This window comes from Flavobacterium ponti (genome assembly GCF_042652765.1).
GTDB lineage: Bacteria > Bacteroidota > Bacteroidia > Flavobacteriales > Flavobacteriaceae > Flavobacterium > Flavobacterium ponti.
The window spans coordinates 132,821-152,482 of record NZ_JBHSGW010000002.1 but is presented as its reverse complement, the minus strand read 5'-3'; the positions used below and the strand labels follow the sequence as shown (position 1 = coordinate 152,482).

The window sequence follows — 19,662 nt, the reverse complement described above, 5'->3', positions numbered from 1 at the left end:
ATTTTACATCATTCCTGGCATTCCACCACCCATTGGCATAGCTGGAGCATCTTCTTTTATGTCAATTAATGCACATTCTGTGGTAAGAATCATTCCAGAAACAGAAGCAGCATTTTCTAAAGCCACACGAGTTACTTTTTTAGGATCAATAATTCCTGCTTTAAGCATTTGAACATATTCACCTGTTTTAGCGTTGAAACCAAAATCTGCTTTTCCGTCTAATACTTTTGCAATTACTACTGAACCTTCACCACCTGCATTTTCAACGATAGTTCTCAATGGAGACTCTACTGCTTTATTTACAATTTGAATTCCAGTTGCTTCGTCTGCGTTTTCTGATTTTAATTTTGCTAAAGCAGCTTTTGCTCTAACTAAAGCAACACCACCACCAGCAACAATTCCTTCTTCAACAGCAGCTCTTGTTGCGTGTAAAGCATCGTCAACTCTATCTTTTTTCTCTTTCATTTCTACTTCAGAAGCAGCTCCAACATATAAAACAGCAACACCACCAGCTAATTTAGCTAAACGTTCTTGTAGTTTTTCTCTATCATAATCAGAAGTTGTAGTTTCAACTTGTGCTTTGATTTGGTTTACTCTTGCTTTGATGTTGTCTGGAGCACCAGCACCATTTACAATTGTAGTATTATCTTTATCAATAGTCACGTTTTCTGCAGTTCCTAGCATCTCTAAAGTAGCATTTTCTAATGAATATCCACTTTCTTCAGCAATTACAGTTCCACCAGTTAAGATTGCGATATCTTCTAACATAGCTTTTCTTCTGTCACCAAAACCTGGAGCTTTAACAGCTGCAATTTTTAAACCACCTCTTAATTTGTTTACAACTAATGTTGCTAAAGCTTGACCATCAACATCTTCAGCAATAATTACTAATGGTTTTCCAGATTGTGCAACTGGTTCAAGAATTGGTAATAACTCTTGTAAGTTCGATATTTTTTTGTCGAATAATAAAATGTAAGGATTATTCAATTCAGCAATCATTTTATCAGCATCTGTTACGAAGTAAGGAGAAAGATATCCTCTATCAAACTGCATTCCTTCTACAACATCTACGTATGTGTCTGTTCCTTTTGCTTCTTCAACAGTGATAACACCTTCTTTTCCAACTTTATCAAATGCTTGAGCAATTAACTCTCCAATTGTATCATCATTATTTGCTGAAATAGATGCGATTTGTTTTATTTTTTCAGATGAATTTCCAACTGTTTGTGATTGTTTAGCTAAATCTTCAACGATTGCTTCAACTGCTTTATCAATTCCTCTTTTTAAGTCCATTGGATTGGCTCCAGCAGCTACGTTTTTTAAACCTTCTTTAACGATAGCTTGTGCTAAAACAGTTGCAGTTGTAGTTCCATCTCCTGCTAAATCATTAGTTTTTGAAGCTACTTCTTTAACCATTTGAGCTCCCATATTTTCTAATGGATCTGCTAATTCAATTTCTTTAGCTACAGAAACACCATCTTTTGTTACTGATGGACCACCAAATGATTTGCTAATAATAACGTTTCTTCCTTTTGGTCCAAGTGTTACTTTTACTGCATTTGCTAATGCATCAACACCTCTTTTTAGACCATCTCTTGCTTCTATATCAAATTTAATATCTTTTGCCATTTTTGTTTTGTTTTTTTATCCGTTGGCTGAAGCCGAACGGCAATTTATTAATTTTAACTCTTAATACTTGTGTCTTAGTATTTAATTAAATAATTGCGTAAATTTCTTCTTCTTTCATAATAAGGTAATCTGTACCCTCATATTTTAATTCGGTACCTGCATATTTACCATACAATACTGTGTCGCCAACTTTAACAGTCATTGTATGATCTTTTTTACCGTTTCCAACTGCTACAACTGTTCCTTTTTGTGGTTTTTCTTTAGCAGTATCAGGAATGATTAATCCTGAAGCGGTTGTAGTTTCAGCAGCCATTGGCTCAATTACTACTCGATCTGAAAGTGGTTTGATGTTTAATGACATAGTTTTATGTTTTTTAATAATTTTAAATTGTTGATTCTAAATTTCAGAAATTGTGCCAAAGATTATTTGTGCCAATTTTGCTTCAAAAAAAAAGCCAGCACTGACAGGCTGGCATTTTTATCTTATTGCTAAAAAATTATTTAGCAGTATCGTTTGCTTGAGTTGTAGCTGCTTCATTAGCTGGTTGTGTAGTTGCAGCAGGTGTAGTTGGAACAACAGGAGCAACGTTTAATTCACTTTCGTCAACAATTTTTGAACCGTTAACACCACCGTTTTCAAAACTTAATGTAGATAAGAAAATTAAAACGATTAATGCTATTCCTAAATACCAAGTACTTTTATCTAAAAAGTCTGTAGTTTTTTGAACACCACCAATTTGTTGTGTGCCACCAAAAGAAGAAGATAATCCTCCACCTTTAGGGTTTTGTACCATAATTGCTAAAATTAATAGAAAACATACTATTGTGATTGCTATTAAAAAACCTGTAAATCCCATAATTAATTATTTTGTTGTAAATCCTTTATATCTTTTATTCGGTTTGCAAAGAAAATACTTTTTTCTGGATATTTCAAAATTAATATTTCATATGCTTGAATTGCTTTCTTATATTTTTTTTGCTCCAAGTAAATTCTGGCTAAAGTTTCTGTCATTAAATGACTAGGTTCTTCAGAAACTTTTTCAATAATATCAGTGTTTATAGTGGTTTCCTTGATAGGTCCAATTTTTGGATTGGATTCAATAAACTTATCTATAAGATCAATTTTTTTCTTTTTTTCCTCTGGAAAAACTTCTTCATTTTCTTTATTTTCTCTTTCAATAGGTGCAAATTTTGCTAATTGCAACCATTCTGAAAAGGAATGTTTCTCCTGAAGATCAAAATGTAAAGGTTTATTGATTTCTAATTTTTCTTCGATTTCAGACAAAGGTTCAACAGTTTTTTCATTTGAAGCTTTAAATTGTTCAATTTGAAGATTGCTCTGTGAAGGTTTTGGATTTAAAATCTCGAAACTTTCCACAAAAATTTCATTAATTTCGTTTTGCTGTTTTTCAATAAGCTCAGTATTGACTGTTTTGAAATTATCAGAGGTTATGAAATCAAATAAAATGGTTCTATCAGTAGTGTGAGCGGCTGTTTTTTTTAATTCAAAATTATAGCGATAACTGTCTAAATTATATAATCCTTTTAAATACAAAGCACGTAATCCTTGAAAATATGGATATTCTTGCAATATTGATTCTAATGCCATTGTTTGATTTTCATCAACTGCATCTGGATTATTAAGAAGATATGTTGTTTTACTTAAATTCAATTTAAATTTTTTTTACCATTTCGCTAATGCTTCATTGAAAATGTCTTGAGTAATTCTATCAAATATAACATCTAAAGAATTTGTTAATTGAGTACCTGTTAATTGAGCATTTCCATCAAAATCATTATAAAATGAAAAGCGTTTTTCAAAATCATCTTCTTCATTATTTCTATTTGTAAACCTAACATTTACAGAAATCGTCAATCTATTTTGAGCAGCTGTTTGATCTGCAGTTGCTGTCATTGGAGTGATTCTATATTCAGTTATTTCACCTTCAAATAGCAATTCCCCACCAGTATTAGTTAGATTTAAATTTGTTTGATTTTGAATTAAATCTTGTAATGCCAATGTAAACGTTCTTTCAATTCCAGGTTCAATTAAGTCTGCATTATTTTGAAAGTAATTAACTTGAAAAGTTTTTGCATCAATTGGTTTTGCACCAGTGAAATTATAAGCTCCACACCCATTCAATAAAATTGAAATAAGAATTAATACTATATAATGTGTTTTTTTCATTTTCAATTTAATTTTAAAGGTCGTATTGCTTTATTTTTCTATATAATGTTCTTTCAGAAATTCCTAATTCATCTGCTGCAGCTTTTCTTTTTCCTTTATTTCTGTCTAAAGATTTTTTGATTAGCTCAATTTCTTTAGCTTCTAAACTTAATGTTTCCTCTTCTTCAATAGCTTCTGCAAAAAGGTAGTTTTGGTCATCATCTTCTTCAGCATCTTCAAACTCTTCTTGAATTTGATGTGCTTTTGCTGGAATCATTCCTAATCTTGGTTCTTCTTCAAAAGTAGGACTATTTTCTTCGGGTTTTCCATAAATTTTTTGAATCAATCCTTTATTTGCTTCTTGAATATTAGAACTTCCATTCTTGATTAAGTCTAATGTCAATTTTTTTAAGTCAGATAGATCACTTTTCATGTCAAAAAGGACTTTGTAAAGAATTTCTCTTTCGTTGCTAAAATCACTTTCTGCTTTTTTGTCCTTAACTAAAGCAGGTAAGTTGGAACCTTCTTGAGGTAAATAAGAGTAAAGAGTTTGTAGCGATATTTCTCTATTTGTTTCTAGAACAGAAATTTGTTCGGCAATATTTCTTAGTTGACGAATATTTCCATTCCATCTGTATTTGATTAAATATTGTGCTGCATTTTCATCCAATTTTATGGGAGGCATATTATATTTATGTGCAAAATCTGAAGCAAATTTGCGAAACAACAAATGTATATCGTCTTTTCTTTCTCTTAATGGTGGCAATAAGATTTCAACTGTGCTTAAACGATAATATAAATCTTCTCTAAATTTTCCTTTTTCAATAGCTTCAAACATATTGACGTTTGTGGCAGCAACTATTCTTACATTAGTTTTTTGAACTTTTGATGAACCTACTTTAATAAATTCTCCATTTTCCAAAACACGAAGTAAACGAACTTGAGTTGTTAAAGGTAATTCCCCAACTTCATCTAAAAATATAGTTCCTCCATCAGCTACTTCAAAATAACCGTCTCGAGCACCAGTTGCACCAGTAAAAGAACCTTTTTCGTGTCCAAATAATTCACTATCAATAGTTCCTTCTGGAATGGCTCCGCAGTTTACAGCAATATATTTTCCATGTTTTCTGTGTGAAAGCGAATGGATTATTTTTGGCATACTTTCTTTTCCAACACCACTTTCTCCAGTAATTAATACAGAAATATCTGTTGGAGCTACTTGGATTGCTTTTTCAATGGCACGATTGAGTTTTGGATCATTTCCAATAATTTCAAATCGTTGTTTAATACTTTGTATACTTTCCATTTTATGCTGAATTTATATCAGTATTTTATTAATTCATCAATTCACTATATCCAACAGCTTCTCCTTTTAAAGTTGCACCAGTACAATCCTTAATTTTTACAAGAACAAATTCTCCAACTTTAAAATTTTCTTTTGGGAAAACCGTGACAACATTTTCAGAGTTTTTACCACTCCATTCGTCTTTTGATTTTTTGGATTCTTTTTCAATTAAAACTTCAACTATTTGACCAACAAATCTTTTGGTTCTAGTTTCACTAATTTTTTGTTGTAAATCAACTATTTCTTGTAAACGTCTTTTTTTAACTTCTTCAGGAACGTCGTCTTCCATTTTTCTGGCTGCTAATGTTCCTGGTCTTTCAGAGTAAGAGAACATATAGCCAAAATCATATTGAACATATTCCATTAAACTCAAAGTTTCTTTATGATCTTCTTCCGTTTCTGTTGGAAAACCTGCAATTAAATCTTGAGAAATAGTACAATCAGGAATGATAGTTTTAATTTTGTCAACTAAAGCCATATATTCTTCTCTGGTATGTTGACGATTCATTTCTTTTAAAATTCTCGTACTTCCACTTTGAACTGGCAAATGAATGTAGTTACAAACATTATGATACTTTGCAATAACATGTAAAACTTCTTCATGCATATCTTGAGGATTGGAAGTAGAAAAACGAAAACGCATTTTTGGAAATTGAATGGCACACATTTCTAGCAATTGGGCAAATTCGACTGAGGTTGCTTTTTGCATTTCAGAAGCTTTGTCAAAATCTTTCTTCAATCCACCACCATACCATAAATAGCTATCCACATTTTGACCTAAAAGGCAAACTTCTTTAAAACCTCTGTCCCATAAATCTTGAATTTCTTGAAGAATACTTTGTGGTTCTCTGCTTCTTTCTCTTCCTCTTGTAAAAGGAACGACACAAAACGTACACATATTATCACAACCTCTTGTTATGGAAACAAAAGCTGTAACACCATTACTATTTAATCGAACAGGAGAAATATCTCCATAGGTTTCTTCTTTTGAAAGAATTACATTGATTGCGTCTCTACCATCTTCAACTTCACTTAATAAATTAGGTAAATCTTTATAGGCATCTGGTCCAACCACTAAATCAACAATTTTTTCTTGTTCTAAAAATTGTTCTTTTAAACGTTCAGCCATACAGCCTAAAACTCCAACTTTCATTTTTGGATTTACATCGCGTTTAACAGCATTATATTTTTCTAATCTTTTACGAATAGTTTGTTCTGCTTTATCTCTGATTGAACAAGTGTTTACCAAAACCAAATCTGCTTCTTCAAGCACTTGTGTTGTGTTATAACCTTGTTCATTTAATATAGAAGCTACAATTTCACTATCAGAAAAATTCATAGCACAACCATAACTTTCTATAAAAAGTTTTTTTGTGTTGGTGTTTTTTTGTTCAAGGACTAAAGTTTCTCCTTGTTTGTTTTCGTCAATTACCTTTTCCATATTCAAAATTCCTATTTTCGGATTGCAAATATAATACTATTAACTCAAATATGACAAGATGGCAGAGTTAGTTTAACTAAATTTTTAAGTTTTAGTGTTGCAATTAATTCAAAAATTATTCTAAAAAACATAAAAAAAGGTTCAAAACTTCAAAATTTAAAAAAAACCCATACTTTTGCGACAAATAAAAAATCAGAATGGCAAAGAATTTAGTAATCGTTGAGTCACCTGCAAAGGCAAAAACAATCGAGAAATTTCTAGGAAAAGATTTTCAAGTAGAGTCAAGTTATGGTCATATTGCCGACTTGCCTTCAAAGGAAATAGGAGTAGATGTGGAAAATGGTTTTAAACCTAAATATGAAGTTTCTTCCGACAAAAAAGCCCTTGTAAGTAAATTAAAAACGCTTTCTAAAAATGCCGAAATGGTTTGGTTAGCTTCCGATGAGGACCGAGAAGGAGAAGCGATTTCTTGGCATTTAGCTGAAGAATTAAAATTAGATAAAAAGAAAACAAAACGTATTGTTTTTCATGAAATTACAAAATCAGCTATTTTAAAAGCAATTGAAAATCCAAGAGATATTAATTATGATTTAGTAAATGCGCAACAAGCACGTAGGGTTTTAGATAGGTTAGTAGGATATGAACTTTCACCTGTACTTTGGAAAAAAGTAAAAGGAGGATTATCCGCTGGTCGTGTTCAATCTGTTTCTGTTCGATTAATAGTTGAGAGAGAAAGAGAAATACAAGAGTTTAATTCAGTAGGAACCTATAGTATAACAGCTGAATTCACAACAGAAGCTGGAAAAAGTTTTAAAGCAAAATTGCCAAAAAATTTCAATACCAAAAAAGAAGCTGAAGATTTTCTAAAGAAAAATATTGGTTCTTCATTTAAAGTGGCTGATTTAGAAACTAAGCCAACAAAAAAATCTCCTGCACCACCATTTACTACTTCAACTTTGCAACAAGAAGCAGCACGTAAATTATATTTACCAGTTGGAATCACAATGCAAATTGCACAACGTTTATATGAAGCCGGTTTGATTACTTATATGAGAACTGATAGTGTGAATCTTTCGCAAGAAGCTATGGCTGCTGCACAAGAAGAGATTACTCGTTCTTATGGTAAAGAGTTTAGTAAACCAAGAAATTTCAACAATAAAAGTAAAGGTGCTCAAGAAGCCCATGAAGCAATTCGACCAACGGATATGTCTCAACATACAATAAATATTGATAGAGATCAGGCAAGGTTATATGATTTGATTTGGAAAAGAACATTAGCTTCACAAATGAGCGATGCAGAATTAGAACGAACTAATGTAAAAATTGAAGCAAATAATCACAGTGAAACTTTTACTGCAAGCGGAGAAGTTATCAAATTTGAAGGTTTTCTAAAAGTATACTTAGAAGGTCACGATGATGATGAGGAAGAGCAAGATGGATTATTACCTGCTATGAAAGTAAATGAAAAAGTATCAAATACATTTATTCAAGCAACAGAACGATTTTCTCGACCACCTTCAAGATATACAGAAGCTTCATTGGTTAAGAAATTAGAAGAATTAGGAATTGGTCGTCCTTCAACTTATGCTCCAACAATTTCAACTATTATCAATAGAAACTACGTTGAAAAAGGAAGTTCGGAAGGAATAGAAAGAAAATATACACAATTTACTTTATTAGGAAGTGAAGTGAAATCAAAAGTATTAACTGAAACTACAGGTTCAGATAAAGGAAAATTAGTTCCAACAGATATCGGAACAATTGTAAACGACTTCTTAGTTAAAAATTTCTCAGCGATTTTAGATTATAACTTTACAGCAAAAGTAGAGCAAGATTTTGACGAAATTGCTGAAGGAAATATCAATTGGACAAACATGATGAATGAATTTTATTCTAAATTTCATCCAAATGTAGTTGATGTTGAAGAAAATGCTGACAGAGAAAGTGGGGAACGAATTTTAGGTACTGATCCCAAAACAGGAAAACCAATTTCTGTTCGATTAGGAAAATTTGGACCAATGGCTCAGATTGGAGATGCTGAAGATGAAGAAAAACAATTCGCAAGTTTAAGTCCAGATCAAAATATTGGAACGATTACTTTAGAGGAAGCTTTGAACCTATTTTTATTGCCAAAAAATTTAGGAACACATAAAGGAGAAGAAGTAGAAGTGAATAATGGTCGTTTTGGACCTTATGTTCGATTTGGCAAAATGTTTATCTCTTTACCAAAAGGTGAAGATCCTTTGGATGTGACTTTAGATAGAGCAAAAGAATTAATTGCTGAAAAAGAAGAAGCTGATGCTCCAATTGGGACATATGATTCGTTGCCAATTCAAAAAGGTGTTGGTCGTTTTGGACCATTCATCAAATGGAACGGAATGTTTATCAATGTAAACAAAAAATACAATTTTGATAATTTATCACAATCTGACATGAATGAATTGATTGAAGATAAAATTCAAAAAGAAAAAGATAAAGTAATACACGATTGGAAAGAAGAAGGAATACGTGTTGAAAAAGCAAGATGGGGTAGAAGTGTTATCTTGAAAGGGAAAGTGAAAATTGAATTAAGTAAGGATGTTGATGCTGCTGCAATGACATTAGAAGAAGTTAAAGATTTAATCGAAGAGAAAGCTCCTGCAAAGAAAAAAGCTCCAGCTAAAAAGAAAACTGCTGCAAAAAAGAAATAGTATATGATGTTTGATTTTTTACAACCATTATCAGATGATTTGCTTATTGACATTCATAGAGTATCTAATCAAGCATTAGGTAAAAAGACTATATTTCATGCCAATCATGAAACTCCTGTTCTGCAAGAAGATTCAATTGCTATCATCGGAGTTTTAGATAACAGAGGTTTGAAATCTGTTGATTCATGTGATAATTTAAACGAAATAAGACTGCAGTTTTATAACTTGTTTCCTGGAAATTGGAATGCTGCTATTTATGATTTAGGAGATATTATTCAAGGAAGTTCTATTGAAGACACTTACTTTGTTTTGAAAACAGTTTGTGCAGAATTAATTAAAAAACGTATTATACCTATAATAATAGGAGGAAGTCAAGATTTAACATATGCAATGTATAGGGCTTATGATAATCTTGATCAAATGGTGAATGTTGTTGCAGTAGACTCTAAATTTGATTTTGAAAATGGACAAAATACAGAATTAGCAGATTCTTATTTATCAAAAATGATAGTTGAAGAGCCTAATAATTTATTTAATTATAGTAATATTGGATATCAAACCTATTATAATTCTCAAGAAGAAATAGATTTAATTGAAAAATTGTATTTTGAAGCCTATAGATTAGGTGAGGTTTCACATAACACAACTATCGCAGAACCAGTCTTTAGGGATGCAGATATTGTTAGTGTAGACATGAGGTCTATTAAATCAAGTGCATCAGGAAATAAAAAACCTTTTATTCCAAATGGTTTTAATGGAAAAGAAATATGTATATTAGCAAGGTATTCTGGAATTAGTGACAAAATTTCGTCTTTTGGATTGTTTAATCATAATAATACTAAAGAAGAAGCTGTTTTAATTTCTCAGGTGATTTGGTACTTTATAGAAGGGTATCATTATAGATCGAGAGAGTATCCAATAGGAACTAGAGAGAATTTTATAAAATATATTGTGCCAATTGAAGAAGAAGAGTTAATTTTTTATAAAAGTAATTACTCTGAAAGATGGTGGATTGAAATTCCTCATACTAATTCAAGCAATAAATTAAAAAGAAATACGTTATTACCATGTTCTAATGAGGATTATATTCTTGCAACACAACAAGAAATTCCTAATAGATGGTGGAAAGCACAAAGAAAAAATTGTATTTAATACAATAATTATATAATTAAAGCGTTAATTGACAATGAAAAGGTGTTTTTGAATAAATTTTGTGATTTTTTTAATAAACTATTGTTTTTGTCAAATAAAATAAATAGGTTTACGCCCTTAAAATAAAATAAATATTTAACCCAAATTTAATATGAAGAAGTTCATAGTATTTTCATTATTTGTTTCAATCCTCGCAAGTTGTGGTGGTGGAGATAAAGGAGAGCTTGTAGGAGTTAAAGGTAGAAAATGGCATCCTGAAAAGCCATATGGTATGACATTAGTTCCTGGTGGAGCATTTATAATGGGAAAATCTGATGATGATCCTGCTAACATGCAAGATGCACCAACTAAAACAGTTACTGTTCGTTCATTTTACATGGATGAGACTGAAATTACCAATGCTGAATATCGCTCATTTGTGGAATGGGTTAAAGATTCAACAATTAGAACAAGATTAGCAATATTGGCTGATGAAATGGGTCAAAAGCCTGGTTCTGGTGATGGTATTGGGGAGTTTGCTTTCGATGATGCAGATCCAGCTAATATGTCTCCTTATGACAAATATATGTATGAGAACTACTATAGTATTGGTTCTGATGATGATCCATATGCAGGTAGAAAACTTAATAGAAAAGTGAAACTGATTCAAGATCCACAGAAATACCCAGACGAGTATTATGTAGAGGTTATGGATTCAATGTACTTGCCAGCTGCTGAATCATACAACGGTTTAAGAACAATTGATGTAGCTAAATTGAAATTTAGATATACAGAGGTTGATTTGAATGAAGCTGTTAAGCAAAAAGGAAGAAAAGGTTTCTTAAAGAAAACTGAGCCTGTTGAAATATATCCAGATACAACAGTATGGATTAAAGATTTTGCTTATTCTTACAATGAGCCAATGCATAATGATTATTTTTGGCATCAAGCTTACGGAGATTATCCTGTAGTAGGTGTGACTTGGAAACAAGCAAAAGCCTTCTGTGCTTGGAGAACATTAAAGAAAAATGCTTACATCAAAACTAAAAAAGGTAGAGATTTAATTAACCAATTTAGATTGCCAATTGAAGCTGAGTGGGAATATGCTGCTCGTGGAGGTATTCAGTCTGCAACTTTTCCATGGGGAGGACCTTATGCACACAGTGATAGAGGTTGTTTCTTAGCAAACTTTAAGCCAAATAGAGGTGATTATGCTGCTGATGGAGCTTTGTATACTGTAGAGGCTAAATCTTATGAAGCTAATAACTTTAATCTTTATAACATGGCAGGTAATGTTTCTGAGTGGACTGAGACATCTTATGATCCAGGTGCTTATGAATTTGTTTCTACTATGAATCCTAACGTTCCAGATAGAAAAAACCAACGTAAAGTAATACGTGGTGGGTCTTGGAAAGATGTAGCGTATAACTTACAAAATGCAACTCGTGATTTTGAATATGCTGATTCTGCTAGAAGTTATATTGGTTTCAGAACTGTACAAGATTACATGGGAACTAAAACTACTGGTCAATAAATAAGAATATTAATCAAACTATTATATTAAACTTAACTAAATTAAAAAACTTAACTAAATTAAATTATTATGGCTTTATTATCACCAAAAATCATGAATTTCGCCTATGGTATGGGTGCTGCAATTGTAATCATCGGAGCATTATTCAAAATTGCTCACTTTGAAATAGGTCCTCTTACTGGTACAGTGATGTTAACAATAGGGTTAGTAACAGAAGCTGCAATTTTTGCATTGTCTGCTTTTGAAACTCCACCACAAGAATTGGATTGGTCATTAGTTTATCCAGAATTAGCTGGAGGTGAAACTTCAGGAAAAAAAGCAAAACAAGAAAACCCAGCTGAAGCTCAAGGATTATTGTCTCAAAAATTAGATGCAATGTTAAAAGATGCTAAAATTGACGGTGAATTAATGTCAAGCTTAACAAATAGTATCAAAAATTTTGAAGGAGCTGCAAAAAATATTGCTCCAACAGTTGATTCAATTGCTTCTCAAAAGAAATATAGCGAAGAAATGTCTATGGCAGCTTCTCAATTAGAATCTTTAAATAGTTTATATAAATTACAATTAGAAAGTGCAAACAGAAATGCAGAAGCTAATAAAGAGATTGCTGATAATGCATCTAAATTAAAAGAGCAAATGCAAAGTATGACTTCTAACATCGCATCATTAAACTCAGTTTATGGTGGAATGTTAACAGCTATGAGTAACAGAGGATAATTGGTTTTATCTATTAAATAAAATTTATTAATTAAAAAACTAATTAACACAAAACAAAATGGCAGGAGGAAAATTAACCCCTAGACAGAAGATGATTAACCTGATGTATCTGGTTTTCATCGCAATGTTAGCAATGAATATGTCAAAAGAAGTGCTTTCAGCATTTGGTTTGATGAATGAAAGATTCGAAGAGTCTAATAAATCTGCAGTTTCAAATAATCAACAAATGTTAGGTGCTTTAGATGCTAAAGCTACTGAAGCAAAAGGAGAATTTGAAAAGGCAGCAGTAACAGCTCACCAAGTTGAAGCAGCTACAAAGAAATTTTATGATTTTGTAGCAACTTTAAAAGCAGAAGTTTTAAAAGGTGTTGAGCCAGAAGATGGAAAATTACCTTATGAATCTATGGATAAAGCTGATAACCTAAATAACAGTTGGTTTACAGGTGAAGGTTATACTAAAAGAGGTAATGAAGTTATAGCTGCAATTGAAACTTATAAAGCAGAAATGAAAAAAGCTTTGTCAAGTAAAAAATATGAGCCAATTTTGAATGAAATCAATTCTAAATTTGATTTGTCTGATGTATCTAATAAGGAAGGTATTAAAATTAAGTTTTTGGATTATCATTTTAAAGGTTTTCCTGCTATTGCATCTTTAGCTAAATTGTCAGCTTGGCAAAATGATGCTAAGAAAGCTGAATCAGATGTTATTAGTGTTGCATTAGGGAAAGCAGCTGTTGAAACGGCTTCTTACAGTAAATATCAGGCAATTGTAGTTTTAGATAAAAATGCTTATTTTTCTGGCGAGAAAGTTACAGGTAAAGTTGTTTTAGGTCGTTATGATGAAAATACTAAGCCAGAAAAAGTAACTGGTGCGGTATTAGATCCTGCAACAGGACAAGCTAAGATTAATCTAACAGCTGGAGCCGTAGGTGAGCAAAAAATTGCAGGTGAGTTTACTTTTATAGAAGATGGTAAAACTATTCCTTTGAAGTTTAATGGTACATATGTGGTTGTTCCACGTCCAAATTCTGCAACTATTTCTGCAGATAAAATGAATGTAGTTTATAGAGGTGTTGATAACCCTATAACTGTTACTTTCCCAGGTGTTGCAAACGATAAGGTTAGAGCAGTAGCTCCAGGAATGTCTGGTGGTGCTAATGGTAAATACAACCTAAAACCAGGTTCTGGTACAGAAGTAGTAATTACTGCTTCAGCAACGTTGCCAGATGGTACTACGGTATCTGATAAAAAACCATTTAGAATTAAGAATTTACCTGCTCCAACTGGTAAAGTTAGAGGTGAAGTAGCAGCAAAAGGATCAGCATCAAATCTTGAATCAGTATCTGTGTCTGCGGATTTAGAAGATTTTGATTTTCCAGTGACTGTTAATGTAACTCAATTTACAATAAAAGTTCCAGGTCAACCAACTATTGTTGTTAATGGTAATAGAATGGATGGAAGAGCAAGGTCGGCAATTAAAACAGCGAAAAGAGGTGATGTGATTGTAATTAACAACATCAAAGCTTCATTCTCTGGAATACAACAAGCTGTTAAACCAGCATCAGCTTGTACTTTCGAAATACAATAATTTTACATTATTTGAGTTTTATTAAAAACTAATATTTTATATAATGAATTACAAAAATTTATTTTTAGCTATATTAACTTTAGGTACAATGACAGTTTCTGCTCAATCTAACTTGTTAAATGCTAAAACTCCAGATCAAATTGGTAAAAAATCAGAAGCACAATTAAATTCTGATAATGATAAACCATTACCTTATGGATATGTAGATGATAGAGATGTATTGTTTGGAAAAACAGTGTGGGAAATAATTGATCTTGATGAGAGAGTAAACTTTCCTATGTATTATCCTATTGATGAATCTTTAGGTGATAATAGAAAGGCATTATATTCAGTTTTAGTTAAAGCTATTAGAGATAGTATTATTACTGAGGTTTATAATTCAAGTTATTTTACTTCAAAAAAAGAATTAAAAGAAATTGAAGCTTCTTTTGTGAAAATAGATACAACTATAGGTGGTTATGATCAAATGAACGAAGATTATGAAGCTTATAAAGCTGGTGAAAAGAAAATAGATGAACAGTATATTAATGTAACAGAATTAACAGCTCAAGATGTTGATGCATACAAAATTGTTGGAAGATGGTACTTTGACAAAAGACAAGGTGAATTAAAATACCGTATGTTAGGTATTTGTCCAGTAATTCCAGATGTTTATACTATGGATCAAGAAGAGAAAGATTATATCGATTTATTTTGGGTATTTTTCCCTTCTGCTAGAGATGTTTTACATGAAAACTACGCTTTCAATGACAAAAATTCTTCAGCCCCAATTTCTTTTGACCATTTGTTGAATGCAAGAAGATTTAATGCTACTATTTATCAAGAGGAAAACGTTCAAGGAGATAGAAAAATTAGTGAATATCTAAAAGAAAATGCTCAAATGCAATTGTTAGAATCGGATAGAATTAAAGAAAAAATTAGAAACTTCGAACAAGATATGTGGAGTTACTAAAAAATCTTAAATATTAATTATATAAAAACTCTTATCATTTATTTGATAAGAGTTTTTTAATTTTACACCATGATTGATTTTATAATAGTTGGAAATGGATTAGCAGGTATTTGTTTTGCTGAAATAGCAATTCAAAACAATAAAACCATAATGGTCTTTGATGATAATTCTCAACCTTCTTCTAAAATTGCTGGAGGATTATATAATCCTGTTGTTTTGAAAAGGTTTAGTGAAGTTTGGAAAGCTAAGGAACAACTCGAAATTGCTTTTCCGTTATATAAAACTATTGAAGAGAAACTAAATATTACTTTTGATTATAAAATTCCAATTTATAGAAGATTTGCTTCTGTAGAAGAACAAAATAATTGGTTTCAAGCTGCGGATAAACCTAATTTGGCTCCTTTTTTATCTTCAAATTTAATAAACAAAAAAATTTCTAATATAAATTCTTCTTTTGGTTTTGGTGAAGTTTTAGAAACGGGTTATTTGGATGTTGCTTCATTAATAGAAAATTATTCCAATTATTTAATTAAAAATAATCTTTATTCTTCTGATAGGTTTGATTATGATGCTATCGAATTTAATAATGATTTCATCCAATATAAAAACATACAAGCTAAAAACATAATCTTTGCAGAAGGTTTTGGCCTGCATTCTAATCCGTTTTTTAATGATTTACCACTAGATGGAACAAAAGGTGAGTTACTTGTCATTAAATCACCTGAATTGGATTTAAATCTTATAGTTAAATCTAATATTTTTCTACTTCCTTTAGGAAATGATTTGTATAAAGTTGGAGCTACTTATAATTGGAAAGACAAAACAAATAATCCAACAGAAGAGGGCAAAAGCGAATTAATTGAAAATCTCAAAGAATTAATTTCTTGTGACTTTGAAGTTGTAAAGCATTTTGCAGGTGTTCGTCCAACGGTAAAAGACAGAAGACCTTTAGTCGGGGCACATTATAAACATAAAAATTTACATGTGTTAAATGGACTTGGAACAAGAGGTGTTATGCTTGGTCCTTATTTGGCTACTCAATTGTTTAAAAATATTACTGAAAATGCTCCTTTAGAAAATGAAATAAACATTCAAAGAATTTATAAAAAAAGAAATATTAAATAGTCTTTTTCTCCTCTTTCCAGTTTTTTTCAAACGAAATAAACATATTAATCCAAATATTTCGTGCTAATCTCATAATTACAGGCATTAAAACTACTAAAGTAATTACAATAGCAATAAAAGCTGTCATTAGTGTACTATTAAAAAACACAAAAGAAACAATAAAGGTAGCTACTGCAAAAGCAACTCCTAAACTATAACTTACATACATTGCTCCATAAAAAAATGAAGGTTCAATGCTGTATTTTAAATTACAATGACTGCATTTTTCATGCATTTTGTAAACATTGCCTAAATTATATGGATTTTTATCCAAATACATACTTTCCTCTTGGCATTTTGGACAACTTCCTGTTAAAATGCTATTTAGTTTCAATCCTTTTTTTAACATTTGCAAAAATTTTATACAAAGATACAATAAGAAGGATTTATCTTTGCAACAATTGTAACAAATCATAATGCTTAACATACACAATTTATCGGTTTCATTTGGTGGAACATTTTTATTTGAAGAAGTCACTTTTAGATTAGGTGCAGGAGATAGGGTAGGACTTGTTGGAAAAAATGGTGCAGGAAAATCGACGATGCTAAAAATTTTGGCTGGTGATTTTAAACCAGATTCTGGTGTAATTGCAACCGAAAAAGAGGTGAAAATGGGTTTTCTTCGTCAAGATATTGATTTTGAAGAAGGAAGAACGGTTTTGGAAGAGGCATATCAAGCTTTTGAAGAGATTAAAAAAACCGAATTTCGTATTGATGAAATAAATCACCAATTAGCTACTAGAACTGACTATGAAAGTCAATCGTATTCTGAATTAATTGAAGAATTGTCTGATTTAACACATCATTATGAAATTTTAGGAGGTTATAATTATGTTGGAAATACAGAAAAAATTCTTTTAGGTTTAGGTTTCAAACGTGAAGATTTTAATAATCTAACTTCTACTTTTTCTGGTGGATGGAGAATGCGTATTGAATTAGCCAAATTATTACTTCAAACAAATGATATTTTATTACTGGATGAGCCAACAAATCACTTGGATATTGAAAGTATCATTTGGTTAGAAGGTTTCTTGAGAAATTTTGCTGGAGTTGTGGTTATCGTTTCACATGATAAAATGTTCTTGGATAATGTTACCAATAGAACCATAGAAATTTCATTAGGAAAAGCATACGATTTCAATAAACCATATTCTCAATATCTTGATTTACGTCATGAAATTCGTGAAAAACAATTAGCTACTCAAAAAAATCAAGCTAAAAAAATCGAAGAAACCGAAAAGTTAATTGAAAAATTTAGAGCGAAAGCTTCAAAAGCATCAATGGCTCAATCGCTTATAAAAAAATTAGATAAAGTAGAACGAATTGAAGTGGACGAAGACGATAATTCAGTTATGAATATTTCGTTTCCTGTTTCTCAAGTTCCAGGTAGAGTTGTGATTGAAGCCGAAAATGTAACAAAAGCTTATGGTGATAAAACGATTTTAAAAGACATTTCTTTACTTGTTGAACGTGGAAGTAAAATTGCTTTCGTAGGTCAAAATGGTCAAGGAAAATCGACTTTTATCAAAGCCATTGTGAATGAGTTCAAATATGATGGAACAATCAAATTAGGTCACAATGTGCAATTAGGTTATTTTGCTCAAAATCAAGCAGAATATTTAGATGGTGAAATTACTTTATTGCGAACAATGGAAGATGCTGCAACAGATACTAATCGTTCTAAGGTTAGAGATATGTTGGGTTCGTTTTTATTTGGTGGTGATGATGTAGAGAAAAAAGTAAAAGTGCTTTCTGGTGGAGAACGAAACCGTTTAGCTTTGTGTAAATTATTGTTGCAACCTATCAATGTTTTGGTAATGGATGAGCCAACAAATCACTTGGATATCAAATCTAAAAATGTTTTAAAAGCTGCTTTACAAAAATTTGAAGGAACGTTACTTTTAGTTTCTCACGATAGGGATTTCTTGCAAGGTATGTCGAACATTGTTTACGAATTCAAAGATCAAAAAATAAAAGAATATTTAGGGGATATTAATTTCTTCTTGGAACAACGCAACATGGAAAATATGCGTGAAGTGGAGAAGAAAGATGTGGCTAAAAAAGAAGAGCCAAAAACAAACAATAAAGTTTCTTACGAAGATCAAAAGAAAGCAAAATCACTTCAAAATCGTTTGAGTAAGATTGAAAGTCAAATTAAAGATTTGGAAATCAATATTCAAAAAGATGATAAAGAGTTGGCTTCTAATTATGATAAATTGATTGAAAATGCTGCTTTTTTTACCGCATATGAAAAGAAAAAGAAAGAATTAGATCAATTGCTTGAAGATTGGGAAGTGGTGCAAGAGGAAATTGACGCTATGAATTAATCAATTAAACCAATTTCTTTTGAATGTTGAATGGCTTCTTGACTTGATTTGAAATAGCAAGTAGCCACATCTAAACTAGAAATATTTTCTAAAACTTTTTTTGTTTTACTTTTTTTAGAATTTCCAACTTGCCTTATATAAACGGCTTTTATGTGTAATGGAAAAATTTTACAAATGGATTCATATAGATAAGGATCTTGTTGCGAATCATCACCTAATAACACGTATTTCAAATCTGGGTAAAACTCCAAAATATGTTTTATTTTTTCAAATTTATGGTTGTGACTTCCACGTCCTGTAAAGAATAATTGAGTCAAACTAGTTTTGATTTTTTTTAACAGCAAAACAGCTTTAGGAAGTTCATGAATTTCTGCAAATTGAGTAATTAATCCATACAAATTCCACTCACTACTCGAAACATAAAAGAAAGCATTTTCTTCTTCTTTGTTATCTCTTCCTGCTGATTGTAGTACTTTGTAATGATCAACTACATCTTCAAAAACCTTTCTGCTATACACATTTTTAAAGAGTAATACATAAATTTTTTTCAAAGGATTTCTGGTATGTGAAATCAAAAATGTATCATCAATGTCAGAAATAAAGCCAAATTTACCAGGTGTTGGTTTAATATAACTTGAACTACTTCTAATTATTTTTTCTTCATGTTTTATATAAACACTGTATTTAATCCACCCAAAATTTGAATCCTTTTTTAAAGGAACACAAAATTTAAAATAACCATCCTCTAACGTTTTTGAGTGAATTAATTCACCATTTATTTCTAAATAAACATCTTCGTTAGCTTTTGTCTTAATCTGAAAAAGCTTAATTATTGATTTTGCATTTTTAAAATTTTTCTTTTGAAAATTATAATCTGCTTTATTAGTTGGCTTAAAAACATGACCCATAATAATTAATTCTTGGTCATTTGCGTAGCCACGATATAATTTTAATACAGGTCTCATTTATTTTTATAC

Annotated in this window: 17 protein-coding genes; 8 read left to right on the top strand and 9 right to left on the bottom strand. The window is 31.0% G+C overall.

Going from position 1 to position 19,662, the window contains the following annotated elements:
* Window positions 1-3 precede the first annotated feature (3 nt).
* The 7 genes from groL to miaB form a co-directional block, all read right to left on the bottom strand.
* Window positions 4-1,629, bottom strand: coding sequence for a chaperonin GroEL (gene groL / locus ACFO3U_RS03250; RefSeq protein ID WP_379738300.1), 1,626 nt, complete (start codon window positions 1,627-1,629; stop codon window positions 4-6).
* A gap of 85 nt (window positions 1,630-1,714) precedes the next feature.
* Window positions 1,715-1,990 (bottom strand): co-chaperone GroES, encoded by a 276-nt coding sequence (locus ACFO3U_RS03245; protein WP_379738299.1) that lies wholly within the window; start codon window positions 1,988-1,990, stop codon window positions 1,715-1,717.
* A gap of 136 nt (window positions 1,991-2,126) precedes the next feature.
* The gene (secG, locus tag ACFO3U_RS03240) at window positions 2,127-2,489 is read right to left on the bottom strand and encodes a preprotein translocase subunit SecG (RefSeq protein WP_379738553.1); all 363 of its coding nucleotides are present in this window, start codon (window positions 2,487-2,489) and stop codon (window positions 2,127-2,129) included.
* A complete protein-coding gene (locus ACFO3U_RS03235; RefSeq protein WP_379738298.1) occupies window positions 2,489-3,301 on the bottom strand; it encodes a tetratricopeptide repeat protein in 813 nt (270 codons plus the stop codon). The genes secG and ACFO3U_RS03235 overlap by 1 nt, the downstream gene beginning before the upstream one ends.
* 12 nt (window positions 3,302-3,313) lie before the next feature.
* On the bottom strand, window positions 3,314-3,817 hold the full coding sequence (locus ACFO3U_RS03230; RefSeq protein WP_379738297.1) for an LptE family protein: 504 nt from the start codon (window positions 3,815-3,817) through the stop codon (window positions 3,314-3,316).
* Between the two features lie 13 nt (window positions 3,818-3,830).
* Window positions 3,831-5,102, bottom strand: coding sequence for a sigma-54 interaction domain-containing protein (locus tag ACFO3U_RS03225; RefSeq protein WP_379738296.1), 1,272 nt, complete (start codon window positions 5,100-5,102; stop codon window positions 3,831-3,833).
* Window positions 5,103-5,130: 28 nt separating this feature from the next.
* Window positions 5,131-6,582, bottom strand: coding sequence for a tRNA (N6-isopentenyl adenosine(37)-C2)-methylthiotransferase MiaB (gene miaB, locus ACFO3U_RS03220; RefSeq protein ID WP_379738295.1), 1,452 nt, complete (start codon window positions 6,580-6,582; stop codon window positions 5,131-5,133).
* A 197-nt stretch (window positions 6,583-6,779) separates the two neighbouring features.
* Between miaB and topA the strand changes: the two genes are divergently transcribed.
* The 7 genes from topA to ACFO3U_RS03185 all read left to right on the top strand — a co-directional run bounded on the left by topA (window position 6,780) and on the right by ACFO3U_RS03185 (window position 16,319).
* Window positions 6,780-9,272, top strand: a complete 2,493-nt coding sequence (gene topA / locus ACFO3U_RS03215) for a type I DNA topoisomerase (RefSeq protein ID WP_379738294.1) — start codon at window positions 6,780-6,782, stop codon at window positions 9,270-9,272.
* A 3-nt stretch (window positions 9,273-9,275) separates the two neighbouring features.
* On the top strand, window positions 9,276-10,424 hold the full coding sequence (locus tag ACFO3U_RS03210; protein WP_379738293.1) for a formimidoylglutamase: 1,149 nt from the start codon (window positions 9,276-9,278) through the stop codon (window positions 10,422-10,424).
* 151 nt (window positions 10,425-10,575) lie between these two features.
* A complete protein-coding gene (porK, locus tag ACFO3U_RS03205) occupies window positions 10,576-11,937 on the top strand; it encodes a T9SS ring complex lipoprotein PorK/GldK (protein ID WP_379738292.1) in 1,362 nt (453 codons plus the stop codon).
* 69 nt (window positions 11,938-12,006) lie between these two features.
* Window positions 12,007-12,654 carry a type IX secretion system motor protein PorL/GldL gene (gene porL / locus ACFO3U_RS03200; protein WP_379738291.1) on the top strand — a complete coding sequence of 216 codons (648 nt, stop codon included), beginning with the start codon at window positions 12,007-12,009 and terminating at the stop codon, window positions 12,652-12,654.
* A 58-nt stretch (window positions 12,655-12,712) separates the two neighbouring features.
* Window positions 12,713-14,242: a type IX secretion system motor protein PorM/GldM gene (gene porM, locus ACFO3U_RS03195; protein ID WP_379738290.1), complete on the top strand. Its 1,530-nt coding sequence runs from the start codon at window positions 12,713-12,715 to the stop codon at window positions 14,240-14,242.
* Between the two features lie 43 nt (window positions 14,243-14,285).
* Window positions 14,286-15,194 carry a type IX secretion system ring subunit PorN/GldN gene (gene porN / locus ACFO3U_RS03190; protein WP_379738289.1) on the top strand — a complete coding sequence of 303 codons (909 nt, stop codon included), beginning with the start codon at window positions 14,286-14,288 and terminating at the stop codon, window positions 15,192-15,194.
* A gap of 69 nt (window positions 15,195-15,263) precedes the next feature.
* Complete coding sequence (locus tag ACFO3U_RS03185; RefSeq protein ID WP_379738288.1) at window positions 15,264-16,319, top strand: NAD(P)/FAD-dependent oxidoreductase; 1,056 nt, start codon at window positions 15,264-15,266, stop codon at window positions 16,317-16,319.
* Here the strand turns inward: ACFO3U_RS03185 and ACFO3U_RS03180 are convergent.
* Window positions 16,312-16,707 (bottom strand): DUF983 domain-containing protein, encoded by a 396-nt coding sequence (locus ACFO3U_RS03180; RefSeq protein ID WP_379738287.1) that lies wholly within the window; start codon window positions 16,705-16,707, stop codon window positions 16,312-16,314. The genes ACFO3U_RS03185 and ACFO3U_RS03180 overlap by 8 nt on opposite strands.
* A gap of 67 nt (window positions 16,708-16,774) precedes the next feature.
* Here ACFO3U_RS03180 and ACFO3U_RS03175 point away from each other — a divergent pair, with 67 nt between their 5' ends.
* A complete protein-coding gene (locus ACFO3U_RS03175; RefSeq protein WP_379738286.1) occupies window positions 16,775-18,685 on the top strand; it encodes an ABC-F family ATP-binding cassette domain-containing protein in 1,911 nt (636 codons plus the stop codon).
* On the opposite strand, the gene ACFO3U_RS03170 is transcribed toward ACFO3U_RS03175, so the two are convergent.
* On the bottom strand, window positions 18,682-19,650 hold the full coding sequence (locus tag ACFO3U_RS03170; protein WP_379738285.1) for an App1 family protein: 969 nt from the start codon (window positions 19,648-19,650) through the stop codon (window positions 18,682-18,684). The genes ACFO3U_RS03175 and ACFO3U_RS03170 overlap by 4 nt on opposite strands.
* Between the last annotated feature and the right edge of the window lie 12 nt (window positions 19,651-19,662).